At 50.7% G+C, this 15,173-nt stretch carries 14 protein-coding genes; 11 read left to right on the forward strand and 3 right to left on the reverse strand.

Annotated elements, in window-relative coordinates; all coding sequences use genetic code 11:
- The coding region (locus tag QUA54_RS28920) for a hypothetical protein (protein WP_333417879.1) at nucleotides 1-538 on the reverse strand (538 nt) is incomplete at its 3' end.
- Between the two features lie 2 nt (nucleotides 539-540).
- Here QUA54_RS28920 and QUA54_RS28925 point away from each other — a divergent pair.
- Nucleotides 541-2,337: a CHAT domain-containing protein gene (locus QUA54_RS28925; RefSeq protein ID WP_333417881.1), complete on the forward strand. Its 1,797-nt coding sequence runs from the start codon at nucleotides 541-543 to the stop codon at nucleotides 2,335-2,337.
- A 144-nt stretch (nucleotides 2,338-2,481) separates the two neighbouring features.
- On the forward strand, nucleotides 2,482-3,552 hold the full coding sequence (ccsB, locus tag QUA54_RS28930) for a c-type cytochrome biogenesis protein CcsB (protein ID WP_333417883.1): 1,071 nt from the start codon (nucleotides 2,482-2,484) through the stop codon (nucleotides 3,550-3,552).
- A gap of 111 nt (nucleotides 3,553-3,663) precedes the next feature.
- Here the strand turns inward: ccsB and QUA54_RS28935 are convergent, their stop codons facing one another.
- On the reverse strand, nucleotides 3,664-3,789 hold the full coding sequence (locus tag QUA54_RS28935) for a hypothetical protein (RefSeq protein WP_333417885.1): 126 nt from the start codon (nucleotides 3,787-3,789) through the stop codon (nucleotides 3,664-3,666).
- 19 nt (nucleotides 3,790-3,808) lie between these two features.
- Here QUA54_RS28935 and QUA54_RS28940 point away from each other — a divergent pair, with 19 nt between their 5' ends.
- Both QUA54_RS28940 and tilS read left to right on the forward strand, forming a co-directional pair.
- Nucleotides 3,809-4,234: a KGK domain-containing protein gene (locus QUA54_RS28940; RefSeq protein ID WP_333417887.1), complete on the forward strand. Its 426-nt coding sequence runs from the start codon at nucleotides 3,809-3,811 to the stop codon at nucleotides 4,232-4,234.
- 127 nt (nucleotides 4,235-4,361) lie between these two features.
- Nucleotides 4,362-5,507, forward strand: a complete 1,146-nt coding sequence (tilS, locus tag QUA54_RS28945; RefSeq protein WP_333417889.1) for a tRNA lysidine(34) synthetase TilS — start codon at nucleotides 4,362-4,364, stop codon at nucleotides 5,505-5,507.
- On the opposite strand, the gene hmpF is transcribed toward tilS, so the two are convergent.
- A complete protein-coding gene (gene hmpF / locus QUA54_RS28950; RefSeq protein ID WP_333417891.1) occupies nucleotides 5,504-7,249 on the reverse strand; it encodes a pilus motility taxis protein HmpF in 1,746 nt (581 codons plus the stop codon). The two genes, tilS and hmpF, sit on opposite strands and share 4 nt — an antisense overlap.
- A 599-nt stretch (nucleotides 7,250-7,848) precedes the next feature.
- Between hmpF and QUA54_RS28955 the strand changes: the two genes are divergently transcribed.
- From QUA54_RS28955 to QUA54_RS34610, 7 genes are all read left to right on the forward strand, one after another.
- Nucleotides 7,849-8,286: a hypothetical protein gene (locus QUA54_RS28955; RefSeq protein ID WP_333417893.1), complete on the forward strand. Its 438-nt coding sequence runs from the start codon at nucleotides 7,849-7,851 to the stop codon at nucleotides 8,284-8,286.
- A 205-nt stretch (nucleotides 8,287-8,491) separates the two neighbouring features.
- Entirely contained in the window at nucleotides 8,492-9,730 is a 1,239-nt protein-coding gene (locus QUA54_RS28960; RefSeq protein ID WP_172190496.1) for a response regulator, read from the forward strand.
- Between the two features lie 536 nt (nucleotides 9,731-10,266).
- Nucleotides 10,267-10,428 (forward strand): hypothetical protein, encoded by a 162-nt coding sequence (locus QUA54_RS28965; RefSeq protein WP_333417894.1) that lies wholly within the window; start codon nucleotides 10,267-10,269, stop codon nucleotides 10,426-10,428.
- Between the two features lie 2 nt (nucleotides 10,429-10,430).
- On the forward strand, nucleotides 10,431-10,964 hold the full coding sequence (locus QUA54_RS28970) for a chemotaxis protein CheW (protein WP_172190500.1): 534 nt from the start codon (nucleotides 10,431-10,433) through the stop codon (nucleotides 10,962-10,964).
- A gap of 147 nt (nucleotides 10,965-11,111) precedes the next feature.
- Nucleotides 11,112-14,207 (forward strand): methyl-accepting chemotaxis protein, encoded by a 3,096-nt coding sequence (locus tag QUA54_RS28975; RefSeq protein WP_333417896.1) that lies wholly within the window; start codon nucleotides 11,112-11,114, stop codon nucleotides 14,205-14,207.
- 140 nt (nucleotides 14,208-14,347) lie between these two features.
- Entirely contained in the window at nucleotides 14,348-14,974 is a 627-nt protein-coding gene (locus QUA54_RS28980) for an HNH endonuclease (RefSeq protein ID WP_333417898.1), read from the forward strand.
- Between the two features lie 55 nt (nucleotides 14,975-15,029).
- Entirely contained in the window at nucleotides 15,030-15,155 is a 126-nt protein-coding gene (locus tag QUA54_RS34610) for a helix-turn-helix domain-containing protein (protein WP_445301598.1), read from the forward strand.
- The last annotated feature ends 18 nt before the right edge of the window (nucleotides 15,156-15,173 follow it).

Genomic DNA, 15,173 nt, shown 5'->3' on the forward strand with positions numbered 1-15,173 from the left:
CCAGCCCCTGCCCCCGCCCCTGCGCCGACACCAGCCCCAGCCCCTGCCCCCGCCCCTGCGCCGACACCAGCGCCAGCCCCTGCACCCGCCCCTGCGCCTGCGCCGACACCGCCGACACCGCCGACACCGCCGACACCGCCAACACCGCCGACACCAGCACCAACCCCAGCGCCGACACCAGCACCAGCGCCAGCGCCGACACCAGCGCCAGCGCCGACACCAGCACCAGCGCCGACACCAGCACCAGTATCAAATGTGCCGACACCAGCGCCAGCACCCGCACCCGCACCAGCACCAGCACCAGCACCAGCGCCAGCACCAGCACCAGCACCAGCACCAGCACCAGCGCCAGCACCAGCACCAGCACCAGCGCCAGCACCAGCGCCAGCGCCAGCACCAGCACCAGCGCCAGCACCAGCACCAGCACCAGCGCCAGCACCAGCACCAGCACCCGCGCCAACACCCGCGCCAGCACCCGCACCAGCCCCTGCGCCAGCACCCGCACCCGCACCCGCACCAGCCCCTGCACCGATATCAAATGTGCCGATCGCACCCACCATTACTCCAAATCCAGCGCCCGTATCAAATGTGCCGATCGCACCCACCATTACTCCAAATCCAGCACCGGTATCAAATGTGCCGATCGCACCGACAATTACTCCAAATCCAGCACCGATATCAAATGTGCCGATCGCACCCACAATTACTCAAAATCCAGCACCGGTATCAAATGTGCCGATCGCACCCACAATTACTCAAAATCCAGCACCGGTATCAAATGTGCCGATCGCACCCACCATTACTCAAAACCCAGCGCCGGTATCAAATGTGCCGATCGCACCCACCATTACTCAAAACCCAGCGGTTGCGCCTGCTGCTGCGCCAATAAATCTCGCACCGATACCTACACAGGATCTTGCGGCCAACCAGCCACCGAGCACAAATCCTTTATTTTCGCCCAGCTTGCAACAGCAAAACCAGATATCTAATTCCTTGCAACAGCGCATTTCACCTGCCGCGTCCGGGAATATTGACGCTTCCAATTCGCCAACTAACGTCGGCGCCGTTATTTTTCCCGTCGAGGACAGATTTACCAGGGAGTTTGTCGATTACCTAAATTTGCCATCAACAACTGCGATCGCCACCCTAGAAGATGCCCAAAATACCCTTCGCAGTGTCCAACAAGCCACAGGCATCAAACCAGCTCTCATTTATATCAGCTTTGTACCCAGGGGTTCTACAGTCGATCGGCCTTACAGCACTTCCTCCATCTTGCGCGTAGAACAGCAAATTCAAGCCTCTGACGAACTGGAAATGATGGTGATCGCGCCCGAAGGCGTGCCCGTTCGCCAGCGCATCCCTGGAACCTCTCGCGCCCAGGTAATGGAAGCTGTTCGGAGATTTCGCGATGAACTGACTAATCCGGTAAAGCGCAATACTAAAAGTTATTTGCCCTTGGCTCAGCAACTCTACCAGTGGATGGTAGCGCCGCTCGAAGCAGAACTGCAAGCCAAAGGCATTGACAATTTATCTTTTATCTCAGATATGGGGTTGCGATCGATACCGATGGCCGCCCTGCACGACGGCAAAGGCTTTCTGGTAGAGCGTTACAGTGTTGGCTCAATGCCGAGTCTGAGTTTGACAGATAGCAGCCCCGCCAATTTCAAAAATACCCAAGTTCTGGCAATGGGGGCGTCGCAATTTGCAAATATGAGTCCTTTGCCTGCAGTGCAAATAGAAGTATCGACAATCACGCCGCAGCAGTGGCCGGGCAAGTCTTTCTTGAACGAAGCTTTCACCCTGGCCAATTTGAAATCGCAGCGCCAGCAGCAGCCTTTTGGAATGATTCACTTGGCTACTCACGCCGAATTTCGATCTGGAGACCCCAGCCAATCCTTTATTCAGTTGTGGGATACTAAATTGCGTTTGGATCAGTTGCGGCAAATGAATTGGCACAGCCCGCAAGTTGAAATGTTAGTTTTGAGTGCTTGCAAGACTGCTGTGGGCGATAGACAGGCCGAGTTGGGCTTTGGCGGGTTAGCCGTGCAAGCCGGGGTTAAATCGGCTATGGCGACTCTTTGGTATGTCAGCGACGAGGGCAGTTTGGGGTTGATGACGGAGTTTTACGGGCAGTTAAAAACTGCTCCGATTAAAGCAGAAGCACTGCGGCAAGCGCAATTAGCGATGTTGCGCCAAGAGGTGCGAATTGAAGGGGGGATGCTGCACACTTCTGTTGGCAATCTGCCGTTACCCCCGGAATTGGCAAAAACGACGAGTCAGAATTTCTCTCATCCTTATTATTGGTCTGCTTTTAGAATGATTGGCAATCCTTGGTGAGTCCATCGCCCGCGGGCATCTCAACAACCGCCAATCACTCATAATTGCCACAAAAATTCAAAATCCCAAACCCAAAACTGCCCAACCCCAGTACGATCGATCTAGTTAGCAAAAATAAGTAAAAACACTACCGGAGTAATTTTTATGGATCTGGTCGTACTCCAGAACTGGCTGGACAACATTTCCTTTGCCATTTTGTTCTCAACAATGCTCATTTACTGGGTTGGCGCAGCATTCCCCGGCATTCCCTACCTGTCAGCCCTAGGAACCGCAGGAATGGCCGTCGCCAACCTATCCATCGCCGCTTTACTCGGTTCTCGATGGATAGAAGCCGGCTACTTCCCCTTAAGCAATCTCTACGAATCCCTATTTTTCCTCGTTTGGGGAATCACCGCCATCCACCTAGTCGCGGAAAATATGAGCCGTTCCCGCTTAGTAGGAGTAGCCACATCCCCCGTAGCAATGGCAATATCGGCCTTTGCAGCCCTGACTCTGCCCGCAACCATGCAATCTGCAGAGCCCCTAGTACCCGCCCTCAAATCAAACTGGCTGATGATGCACGTTAGCGTCATGATGCTCAGTTACTCAACTTTAATGGTAGGAGCGCTACTGGCGATCGCCTTTTTAATCGTCACCCGCGGTCAAAAAATCGAACTCACCGGTAGTTCCTTCGGCACCAACAGCAACCGCAACGGCAACTACCGCCTCCAACGCCCTCAAAACCCCGAACCTCAAATTGCAGAAACCAGCGCCGACAGCGCATTAGTTTTCAGCGAACCCTCTTTCAACTCCAACAATAACGGTTTGGGCACCACCGCAGTGCTCGAATTAGCAACCGTTCAAACCCCATCAACCGCCCCAACTCAAACCGCAGAACTTCTCTCGCCCCAGCGCTTGAATCTAGCAGAAACTCTTGATAACATTAGCTATCGCATCATCGGTTTAGGATTCCCTTTACTGACAGTTGGCATTATTGCCGGTGCGGTTTGGGCTAACGAAGCTTGGGGTTCGTACTGGAGTTGGGACCCGAAAGAAACTTGGGCGCTGATTACTTGGTTGGTATTTGCTGCCTACCTACACGCCCGCATCACTCGCGGCTGGCAGGGAAGACGCCCAGCAATTTTAGCCGCCACAGGTTTTGTGGTAGTTTGGATTTGCTATCTAGGCGTTAATCTGTTAGGCAAAGGTTTACATTCCTACGGTTGGTTTTTCTAATTCCCGAGCCACCAATCAGCCAAAGAAGAACAGGATAAGTTAAAGAATCGGGATTAATATTATCTCCGGTTGTAGGGTGGGCAATTCCCACCTTACTCAACCAGCGAGATTCTAATAATTCACTCCCTCTTCCTTCTTGCTTTTTTTTACCCTATCGCGAAATCGAAGGGCCTTCTTGTCTCTTCCTTCTTCCCTCTTCCTTCTTCCTTCTTCCTTCTTCCTTCTTCCTTCATTCATTAAACTAAGGACAATTAATATGGACGAATCGAAAATATTTCCCCAAGAAGACGATGTTGTGTCCGCCCCTACCAGCGCTTTGATGTATCAATGTACATTCAAAGTCAGCGAATTTATGGCAATTATGCAGTCAAAATTGGTAGACGAAAAATTATTTTCAGACGGCTTGGATTGCGAGCTATTAAGTGCTGGCAAAGAGTGGACTAAAGGAAAACTTAGAATGCGTCTGGAGTTCATTCCGCTCGAACCTGAAATCAAAGAGCAAAAAGCCCTTCCTGCCGCTGCCGAAAGAGCAGACACCGTGCAAAACTATGCCGTAGATAGCTCAAATCAAACCGATATAGATCAGCCATTAAATCAATGTGACTCAACAGAAATAAATAATCATTTTTCTATTTCTAGGTATCCAGACCGCGACCCCAAAAGTATAGGAATGTGGAGCTAGGAAGGCAAAGACTGAGAGATTGGGAGAGGGGGATGCTTCCCCTTCTTTCCTCAAAATCCATCCGTTAAATTCCTTACACTCCTCGTTCCCGAACTTGCTTCTTCTTGCTGGATGAAAAACTGCTCTCATGGCCGAATCTTCCAATTGGACGCACCTGCACGCTCAACTGCACCGGACGCTGTTGCAGCGACAAATATTGCCATCACATCAGCCATTGTTAGTAGCAGTATCAGGCGGACAAGATTCTCTGTGTTTAATTAAATTACTGCTAGATTTGCAGTCAAAATGGGGCTGGAGCCTAGCGATTGCTCACTGCGATCACCGTTGGCGTTCTGACTCGGAAGCCTCGGCCAATCATGTAGAACAATTAGCTCTAAACTGGGGAATATCCTACTATTTGGAAACAGCCTCGGACATCCCCAAAACAGAAGCAGCGGCCCGACAGTGGCGATATCAAGCTTTAACCGAAATTGCGATCGCCCACAACTATCCCTACATTGTTACAGGCCATACAGCCAGCGATCGCGCCGAAACACTCCTCTACAACCTGATTCGCGGCAGCGGCGCCGACGGACTTTCCGCCCTTACCTGGACGCGGCCCCTGCTCGATTTTCGATTGCCGATTGCCGATTTTAGATTGGGGAATTCCGGCGAAAATCCCAACTCCCAAATATCTGCCGATTTTAGATTGGAAAATCAAAATGAAAATTCCCAATCGAAAATCCAAAATCTCAAATCTAAAATCTATTTAGTTCGTCCCTTGCTGGAAATAACTCGAGCGCAAACAGGTCAATTTTGTCAAGAGCAAAAACTACCAATTTGGGAAGATTCCACCAATCAAGACTTGCAATATACCCGCAACCGCATTCGATCGGAATTATTGCCTTATTTAGAAACTCATTTCAACCCAAAAGCCCAACAAGCCCTAGCTCAAACAGCCGAACTCCTCCGCGCCGACGTAGAATATCTCGAACTTGCAGCCAGCGACTTGCTACAGCGAGCAATGTCTCCAATTGCAGACAGCCCCCAGGTAAATTTTCAACTTCCCGTCAAGTTAAATCGCCCGATTTTGCGGGAAGCACCCCTGGCCTTGCAGCGACGGGCAATGCGGCAACTACTGCAACAAATATTGCCCTCAGCACCCAGCTTTGAAAGCGTAGAAAAACTAACCAGCTTAATCGTAGCGCCCAACCGATCGCAAACCGATCCATTTCCTGGAGGAGCGATCGGTCGAGTCGAACACCCTTCGATAATTTTAGATCTTAAATTTTAAGCTGTTATCAAACCCGAAAGGACTTGCCGCAAATCAGAAACTACCCGATCTTGCTCCTCTCCAGTCTGCTGCACGCGATCGAGTTCCCCCCCCACCGCTTCCAGCTTTTGGCGCAGCCCCTTCAAATTGTCCTGCACCGGTTGCAACATTTCTTGATAAACATTCACTCGGCCCCAGAGTTCAGCCACTGCACCTTTCTGGTTGAACAAATTCTGCTCTAACTGCTTGAGTTCGTAGCGTTTCGCCTCACTTTCCCCATTTTGGCGGTTTACATTTGCCTCAATTTGGGATATGGCTTCCCGCACTTGCTGAATTTCGTTTTCCAGTCTTTGCAATTCTTGGCTTTGCTGCTGCCGCTGAGTATTTAGCTGTGCGACGACCGGCCCCAAATCAATATCTCCTCGCTCTTGTTTTGGAGCATTAGCAGTACCAAGCCGCCGCCACAGCACCGCCTGATGCTGCTTCAAAACATCTTCGCGTTCCTGCAACCGGAGGCGCTGTCCCACCAGAGTTTCGTTCAACATCTGATAACTTTCAAGTTCATCTGCCATTTCATTTTCCAAAGCCATGCGATCGTACTCGCTAGCAGCTTGAATTTTCCCCTGCAGCTCCTCGATTGTCTCCCGCTGCAGAGTCAACTCCTCCTCTTGATCGTTAACAAAGCGGAACACCTTTTCCAAATCCTGTTGCAAGTGTTGCACCAGCCCCTGCAACTCCTCAACCGGCATCTTCTCCAGGGCTGACACATCTACTCTCTGCTCAGTACCCGCACCACCCGAAGCAGATGCGAGCCTGGAAAGTTGCTGGTACAGATCCTCAACAGCGCGCACCTGCAAAGACACCGACTGAACCTGCTCCTGCTTAGCGCTGAGGGTACTTTGCTGCCCTTTAAGATCCGCCCGAGCTTGCGCCAAAGCATCTTGAGATTGATACCATTCCTGCCAGCGGCTTTGGAGGCTCTGATTTTGTCGATCGACCTCTTCTTGCTGCTGTTGAGCGTTTGCCCGTTTTTGCTCCAACTGCTGCCAGTGCTGATCCAGAATTGCCTGCTGAGCCCCCACCGCACCAAAAGACTGATTCAGTTGTTCCCGCACCCCTTGGGCCGAAGCAATTGCCCCTCCCAGCTTCTTCATCAACTCCTGAATCCTCTGGGTCTGCTGCTCATCAACCACCGCCCCCTGCGGAACCTGAGACTGCTGCTGGGCCACCCGCTGCTGCTCGCCCCGCAACTGTTCCCAAGCGGTCTCAATTTCCACGCGGCTGCGATCGACATCTTCTCGCAGTCGGTTAGCTTCATCTCGAGTATTTTCAATTTCCGAGCGCTGAGCCTCCAGTCGCTCCAACTCATCTTCCATTTGAGCCAACTGCTCTTCGCGGGCTTGCATTTCCATTTCCCGGCGATTGAGTTCCTGACTCGAAAACGTCAGAGAAGCCTTCCACTGTTCAATTTCCTCTTCCTTATCCTTAAACTTGTCCTGCAAGCGCGAGAAATTTTGCAGAATGCTCACCAACTGGCGGGCCGCCTCCTGAATCCGCTGCACTTGCTTGCTAGCGCTCAACTCCACCAGCACCAGCGTGCCGTCGTTAAACTTATTAGCTTCCTCAACTGGGATCGCGTCATCGCCTGGTACGGCGCTCCAATTGTGTTCGCCCCGCTGACAAGCTAGCAGTTTCAGTTCAGCCTTACCGCCACCGAGACCAAAGCCGCTTCTCTGTTTTTGTACTTCCGCTAGATACAGCACACTAATAGTCCTCTGCTTCGTAAAACCTATCCCAACTTACTTTAAGTTACTTAAAGGCCTAAAAGATAAGTGGTGTTTACTTCCTACGCTGTTGGGTAGACGGCTAATCCCAAGATAAGTAGGCTATCCCCCTTAAGCCAAAGGTTCTCAACTAAAGATAACACTGCGTGCGATCTGTAGTCAACTTACCTAAAGTAAATAAGTAAAAGTAAATAAGTATAGGCAAGTAAGGATAACTTTTTGCCACTTAAGTCTTACTCTTTGGTGTCCTTTGCCGAATCCGGGGATAGCATTTTTTCCTAACTATAGCAGCACTCACGCATAGCAATGCTTTACGGGAGAGTGTCCAGAAAGCACGGCCGCCGCCTGCTTTCTGGACGAATGAGACAGCAGAATCAATGCCGCTTGATTTAAGACTAGCAAAACTGCGGGGACTGCCATAGCCTAAAGCTGAAAAAGGTCAGTCCGTCAAAAACTTTCTATTGATTGTACCAGGCTTTAGTTGTGGCTCGATCGTGAAAAAAGCCCTTGCTGCCCCCAAGCGATCGCCATCCTCCGGCGGACTAGGGATTTGAACCGCGCTGCCTTAGAATAGGGTAATGACGCGAGCCTATGACGCGAGCCGCGGGCGAGCAAAAAGGTCGATCGGCAGTGAGGGTTTTCCTGACAATTGCCAACAAAGGTTCATTTTGACTGCACCTGATTTTAGGGCTGGGCCAAAGCCAAAAAAAACCTTGAGCGCAACTCATCCAACCCAACAGACTAGCCTCAAGTTCCCCTCGGGGATCGATCGGCACTTGCTGCTGGTAGCAGCGGTAAAACCAGAGAATCCTCGGTATTTTGAAGTTGACCTACGCAAAGATGCGTTGGATAAACTGACGGCATACTCAGCCAAAAAATTCAAAACTTTGGCGGCCGAAGACTTGAAGCAGTCGGGAATGCCAGCGTTGCACAGTCGAAGTGCCCGTGCAATTGTGCGATGTGGATTCTACGAGTTTAGGCAACAGTGGGAATACAAGGTGAAACTCTACACTTAGAGAATGCCGCGAGTTTCGCGGTTTCAGCTTGTGGACTGGTAGCGCGGCCGACTTAGGCAGCAAGTATCGCCCTTTCGTCAATTCCCAATTGTGAGATGGGCATAAGTGCGTAAATTATTGACGGAAACTAAAGTCAATGTTTGCGCCAGCACACAGTCTTTCCGAGCTCAGACGCCAACGGTTTTAAGGAGGACACTTTAGCTGCATGCAGGGAAATTTGAGTGAAATTGACATCCGCAGCATCCTGCAATTGATTGAGTTAGGTCAGCGAACCGGAGAACTGTTCGTAGAGGCCTACACCTCCACCAGCAGCAGCACGGGTACTCAACCTACCCTGCGCTCCCTTGCAGGACAATCCTGGTATGTCTTCTGCTTCAACGGTCAGATTATTTACGCTACCCAGAGTGCGGGCAGTTTGTTTCGCTTGCGCGACTACCTGCGCCGCTACAAAGCAGATACCGCCCTCGACAAAATCCAAGTTCCCTATATGGCATCTACCAATGCCCCAGAATACGGCTACCTGTGGGCCCTGCTAGAAAACCACATCCTCACCCCAGCTCAAGGGCGCAACATCATCCACAGCATGATCCACGAAACCCTTTTTGACTTGCTCAGCCTCCACCAGGGTTCCTTCACTTTTGAAATGGGCCCTGCTTTGGCTCCTCAACTGACCAGCTTAGAAATTAGCTCGCTGCTGGCCAAGATTGTCAAACAGGTGCAGCAGTGGAAGCAGTTTCACCCTCACATTCAGTCGCCCAACCAATGCCCGGTGATTTCAGATCCCTCCGAACTGCGAGTAGCGCTGCCTGTCAATACCTTTAATACTCTCAGACGCTGGGCCGACGGCCACACTTCGATCCGCCAAATGGCGCGCTACCTCAACCGAGACGTGCTGACTGTCGCTAAGGCGATTTACCCCTTCGTGCAGCAGGGATTGGTGCAAGTATTTTACGAGTCCTCTGTAGCCCCGGCCAACAACAAAAAAGAATGGTCGTCCCCAGAAACCAAGCCTCCTAGAGTTGTCTGCATTGACGACGACAAGATTATTCGCAAAACAGTCGAGTCAATTTTAAATGAACACGGTTACGAAGCTACGGCGATCGGCAATCCCCTCCAAGCCCTGAGTTTGGTTTTTCAACTCAAACCCGATTTAATTCTGTGTGACATCGCCATGCCAGAACTCGACGGCTACGAAATTTGCGCTATGCTGCGCAATTCTAGCGCTTTCCGGCAGACCCCGATCGTTATGCTGACGGGCATCGACGGATTTATTGACCGCGTTAAAGCTCGCATGGCCGGAGCTACAGACTTTTACACCAAACCTTTTGGCGAAAGCGAGTTATTGATGCTGGTAGAAAAATATGTGGGTCCGGGCTACCCTCTGGCCAATATATCGGAAAGATTATTAGACCGCTCGCTAGAAGACGAATTAGAAGAAAAATAAATTTCGCATCGGTGGCATTGTGGGAGCTTTCTTGTACCTGCGCTTAGATAGAGTCTCGACCGCCACAAACAGAAAGCTCGCAGGCGGGCACTATTGGCGAGCGCAGCATAAACTAGAATGTGTAAGTCCGCGCGCTGGCATGAGGGCGTCGGTAAAACTCTGTTCAATTTCTCCACCCAATTGGGTCTAACACGCTCAAAGTGCAAATATAATATACTTGTTCTCCACTTGCAGCAGCTCCGAAAAACCGATGCGCAGAGCTACTAATTGCTAGGTATTTCTGTACAAAGTCGGAGAGTGCATTCTCAGTCTTAACTGACTCAGTTCATGATTGTCGCGACACCAGCCATGTCAACAACCCGTCGCTAATCCGAGTACCGGTTTAGCATTCATCGCAGAAATTACCCAGAGTTTTACCAATTTAGACGGCGGTGGGAGTACAAAGTGAAGCTTTAGGGGTTCCAAATTAATTGTTCGCAGTCGATTTGAGCTAATTTGTCAGCAAAGGTCGCGTGAATTATTGATTGCAGTCAATTATGGACGGAGCAAATCTTTTGCCAAGCACCTCCGGCAGTCGCGCCATTCACCCCTTGGCTGTGTCAAGCTTGGCTGTGTCAAGTTTCGATCGTCGAAGTTTCGATCGGGTTCTTCTTGGCGGGAAACGTCAACAATTTGCTAGAAAGCAGGTGTCAGAATGATGATTAGCGGCAGCCCAGACTTTATATTACCAGGACTAGGCGTAGATCCGGCTCCGGAATTCCAAGAACTAGAAACTCCCGAAGGCGAGCTGCACCTGCGGTTCTATGTTCCTTCGGGGAACGAGTTCGCACTGCCGGCGACAGGGATTAGAGAGGTACTAGCCCCGTCCCCAGACCGCATGACACCGATCCCCAACGTTTCCTCTTTGCTTTTAGGTACCCTAAATATGAGAGGACGAGTGATTTGGGTGGCAGACCTCGGCCAATTTCTGGGAGACCAAACACCTCTGAACACAGACAGACCGGAAATCCCGATCGTGGCTGTGGAAGACCAAGACACGATTTTGGGGCTGGCAGTCGATCGAATTGTGGGGATGGACTGGCTCGACGTAGAGCAACTGCACTCTCAGAACAATGCACCAGACGGCATGATTCCATTTCTGAGGGGAGAATGGATGTTAGGTGCACCAGCTCAGAAAGTGCTCCGACTGCTAGATCAAGTGAAAATTCTGCGCTCGGCGCGGTGGGCAGCGTGAAATCGATTTTAGATTTGCGATTTGCGATTTTCGATTGAGGTCTAACCATCAACAGTCACACGACTTGAGGCGCGCATCTAAACATTCAATTCAAGATAAAAATCTAAAATCTCAAATCTAAAATCTAAAATCAAAAGAGGGCGGCAAATGGCAACAAGTACCAACTTTCAGCAGGACTACCAACGGGCAGAAGCGGCCTACATGGATGGCAATTATTCAGAAGCCGCAGCCCTAGTTTATCAATTAGTAGAAGATTTTCCCGAAGACCCCAGCGCTCGCCTGCTGTGCGGACACATTTACTGCTACGGACTGCAACAGTATGAGGTGGCGCGGGAACAGTATACGGTTGTGCTAGGCCTGAGTGACGATCAGACTTTGGTCGAACACGCTCACAGCGGAATTACTTACACAGACCAATTTTTATCCGGAGAACTGCAACCGGAAAATGTCGAGGCTTTGTCTGCTGAAACAGAATTGGAATTCTACCCAGACTTATCTCTTGATGAAGGGTTAGAAGACCCGGATTTGGGACTTTTCCAAGGAAATTCCCCCTCCCTTTCCTATAGGAGTCAATCGCCAGACGACTTGGAAAACGAGGATTTGGCAGACTTGGGCATGAGCGGCTTGGAGTGGGAAGCAGAAGACGACGATCGCGCCGACCCTGTCCCAGATTTAAGCTCACATTCTAACCCTTTTTCTAGCGACAGTGCCGGGATGGCAGCTTATGCTGAGACTCCCGACTCGCTAGACATCGACGACTTTGAAGACTCGGACTTTGGAGACCCTTTTGCCTTAGATGATGGAGGGTTTGATGCTGCTGACGTGTCTAGCAGCAAAGTGTCTGGGAAACAGGCACCTTACTCAGGAGATTCATTTTCAGAAGCTCCGACTCAGATGCTCAACGGTCAAAGTTTTGCCTCTTCAGACATCGGGAATTCCTTCGACTCGAACCAAGTAGACTCCCCCATCGGGCCCTCCGACAATTTTGGCGAACCTTTTGCTGGGTTCGATTTGCCAGACGAACTCGACGGGAACTCCGACTACGACTACCAAGCCCCGCCCCAGAGCCGCCAAAATCACGCTCATAGCGCAGATCCCGCAGAAGAGGAAGACCCCTTTGCCGAGGCGATGCCCTCGTCGGGTTTCGGGTCTTCTCGACCTCAAAACAAGCAGTCGAATACCGGCGGGTCGGACTACTCGTCAAACTATTCGCTGGCTGAAGACGAAACGCTGTTGATGGGAGGTGCTGTCCCCAACTCTCAAAGTCAAAGGTCGAGCCGGGAAAAATTTAATTCGGTCGATCGATCCTCCGCCAACAACAACGGTTACGGCGACTCGGAACCCCCGGCATTTGGTTCTATAGACAGCTTCGAGTTAGATGCTTTTGATGACGATGCTTTTAGCGATTCTTTCTCTTTCGACGACAACGAACAAGCGACAGCTTTCGGGGCGACCGAGAAGAACAGCAGCGGCTGGTCGTCAAAAGCTGCGAACGCTCAACAACACAGCGACTTTTTAGACGAATTTGACGAGTTTGACGATTTGGGCAATTTGCCGGACTTTGACATCTCAGAAGATGCCAGCAGTTCGATGCTAACTAGAAATAATACCAATTTCGGCAACTCGACCAGCGGCATGATGGGAACGACAGGCAGCGGCCTGGACTTTGACAACAGCGATGGCTCAGCAATTCGGGATGACGAGATATTTAGCATAAACGGCCCGGCTGATTCGTCAGTGCCGAGTTTTGCTCCCACAGAAACAGAGGCGGTCGATACTTCGGTGACGGTAGAACAGGGGGGACTGGCTTTCTTGGAAAATGCCCCTTTGTTTACAAAACAGTTGTACACGGCAATCGGGGCGGGACTGGTTTCTCTGGTAGCTGTGGCTTTCGTCACCAACATTGCCTCCTATCAAGCTCTGCGGCAAGACAAACCGGAGGCGATCGTTTACCTGCGCCAAACAGGCTGGGTAATGACCGCAGCAGCAGGCTTTACGAGCTTTTTAACTTCTTGGGGGATCGGCCAGTTGATCGCCAAGCAGGTGCGCAAGTCCTCGGACAATTTGCAAGCTCAGTTCGATGCCGTATCTCAAGGAACTTTGGACGCTCGCGCTACGGTTTACTCGGAAGATGAATTTGGCAAAATGGCTGCTAAATTCAACCACATGGCGAAGGTCATCCAAACCACGATCAGCGATACCAGGCGCAAGTCTGACGAGCAGGAACAGGCAAAAGAAGACTTGCAGCGCCAAGTGATTCGCTTGCTAGACGACGTGGAAGGAGCGGCTCGGGGTGACTTGACGGTGACTGCGGAAGTGACCGCAGACGTTTTGGGCGCTGTTGCTGACTCGTTTAACTTGACTATTCAAAATCTGCGCGAAATCGTCCATCAGGTGAAGCAGGCGGCGAGGGAGGTCAGCAAAGGCGCTACGGATAGTGCTAAGTTTGCGGGCGATTTGTCTTCCGACGCGCTGCGGCAAGCTGAGGAACTGGCGGCAACGCTGAATTCGGTGCAAGTCCTCACAGACGCGATTCAGCGGGTCGCAGAGAGCGCTAGAGAGGCGGAAGAAGTGGCCAGGGGCGCGGCGGCAACGGCTCTGAAAGGAGGCGAGGCTGTGGAGCGGACGGTGGCCGGGATTTTAGAAATTCGAGAAACAGTAGCAGAAACCACTAGAAAAGTCAAGCGGTTGGCGGAAGCTTCTCAAGAAATTTCTAAGATTGTGGCTTTAATTGCGACGATCGCCTCCCGGACGAATTTGTTGGCCCTCAACGCCAGTATTGAGGCGGCGAGAGCTGGGGAAGCGGGCAGGGGTTTTGCGATCGTGGCAGACGAGGTGCGACAACTGGCAGACCGATCGGCTAAGTCTTTGAAAGAAATCGAACAGATCGTGATGCAAATTCAAAGCGAAACCGGCGCGGTAATGACGGCGATGGAAGAAGGGACGCAGCAGGTTATTGAGGGGACAAGATTGGCAGAACAGGCGAAGCGATCGCTTGAAGATATCATTCAAGTAACTAACCGAATTGACGTGTTAGTGCGATCGATTACTGCCGACACTGTAGAGCAAAACGAAACCGCTCGCGCCGTAGCTTCTGTGATGCAAGCAGTGGAATTAACTGCTCAGGAAACCTCCCAAGAAGCGCAGCGAGTTTCCGGTGCTTTGCAAAACTTGGTAGGCGTTGCTCGCGACCTTTTGACATCGGTGGAAAGATTCCGAGTAGAAACCGCAGAAAGACAATAATTAAGTGTCTAATGCTTTTTTATCTGCTTATTTACCAGCACATTGGTGGGGCAATGATGGCATAGAAAAAGCAACCTCGCAGTCTTGAAACCGCTGCGGGGCTGCTAATTCAACACCTAAACAAAGTAGGAGTTGCACAGATGGACGATAACATAGTAGAGGTAATACCGGGCATCTTTGGTGAAGTTAAGCCTGCGGGTTCTATTATCTCTACCATAACCAAATCTAGCAGGGGCTATGCCAATAAAAGACTTCGCCTTAACGGTGAATGGAAAACGTTTACTGTCCACCGTTTAGTATTAAAACATTCATTAGGTCTGCCGCTCAGACCCGAATACTTTGCTTGCCATACTTGCGATGTCCGCAACTGCATTAATCCTAACCATTTGTGGTCAGGTTCTAGGCTGAAAAATTCTCAAGATAGGTTTAAAAAAGGACGTATTAAAGATGTCGGAAGTACATCTGCGCCGACACCTAAAAAAAAACTGCGAGGCAGAGAAATAATTCCTGGTATTCGGGCCAAAATACAGCCGAACGGCTGCATGATTTGTACCTTGGCTAAAAGAAGTGATGGTTGCGCGATTAAGGGTACTAAAATTAATGGTAAAACCAAAAGTTTCTACGCTCACAGACTTGTACAGGAACACAAACTGCGAAGGCCTGTCAAACCCGGTTATTTTGCGTGTCACAGTTGCGGCATCGCGGTTGTGTCAATCCCGACCATTTGTAGGAAGGAACCCCCGCCGATAACTCCCGCGATGCTATGAAAAAAACCGCTTTCCTTTCGTTCCATCTGTCAACCGCAAACTAAAACCCGATCGGGTGCGGGAGATTCGCTATCTTGTAAGTGAGGGCATCTCCAAAACAAAAATAGCCAGGACATTTGCGATATCTCGCAGTCAGATTATTCTCTTGGCAAGGGGCGAGATATACAAAGAGATTCTCTAGAACTACTAACATAGACTC

This window comes from Microcoleus sp. MOSTC5 (assembly GCF_036701825.1).
In the GTDB taxonomy this organism is placed as follows: domain Bacteria; phylum Cyanobacteriota; class Cyanobacteriia; order Cyanobacteriales; family Microcoleaceae; genus Microcoleus; species Microcoleus asticus.

Coding starts and splice junctions, on each gene's coding strand:
- ccsB (WP_333417883.1), top strand. CDS start 2,482: ATGGATCTGGTCGTACTCCAGAACTGGCTGGACAACATTTCCTTTGCC.
- QUA54_RS28935 (WP_333417885.1), bottom strand. CDS start 3,789: ATGAATGAAGGAAGAAGGAAGAAGGAAGAAGGAAGAAGGAAGAGGGAA.
- QUA54_RS28940 (WP_333417887.1), top strand. CDS start 3,809: ATGGACGAATCGAAAATATTTCCCCAAGAAGACGATGTTGTGTCCGCC.
- tilS (WP_333417889.1), top strand. CDS start 4,362: ATGGCCGAATCTTCCAATTGGACGCACCTGCACGCTCAACTGCACCGG.
- QUA54_RS28955 (WP_333417893.1), top strand. CDS start 7,849: ATGACGCGAGCCTATGACGCGAGCCGCGGGCGAGCAAAAAGGTCGATC.
- QUA54_RS28960 (WP_172190496.1), top strand. CDS start 8,492: ATGCAGGGAAATTTGAGTGAAATTGACATCCGCAGCATCCTGCAATTG.
- QUA54_RS28965 (WP_333417894.1), top strand. CDS start 10,267: ATGGACGGAGCAAATCTTTTGCCAAGCACCTCCGGCAGTCGCGCCATT.
- QUA54_RS28975 (WP_333417896.1), top strand. CDS start 11,112: ATGGCAACAAGTACCAACTTTCAGCAGGACTACCAACGGGCAGAAGCG.
- QUA54_RS28980 (WP_333417898.1), top strand. CDS start 14,348: ATGGACGATAACATAGTAGAGGTAATACCGGGCATCTTTGGTGAAGTT.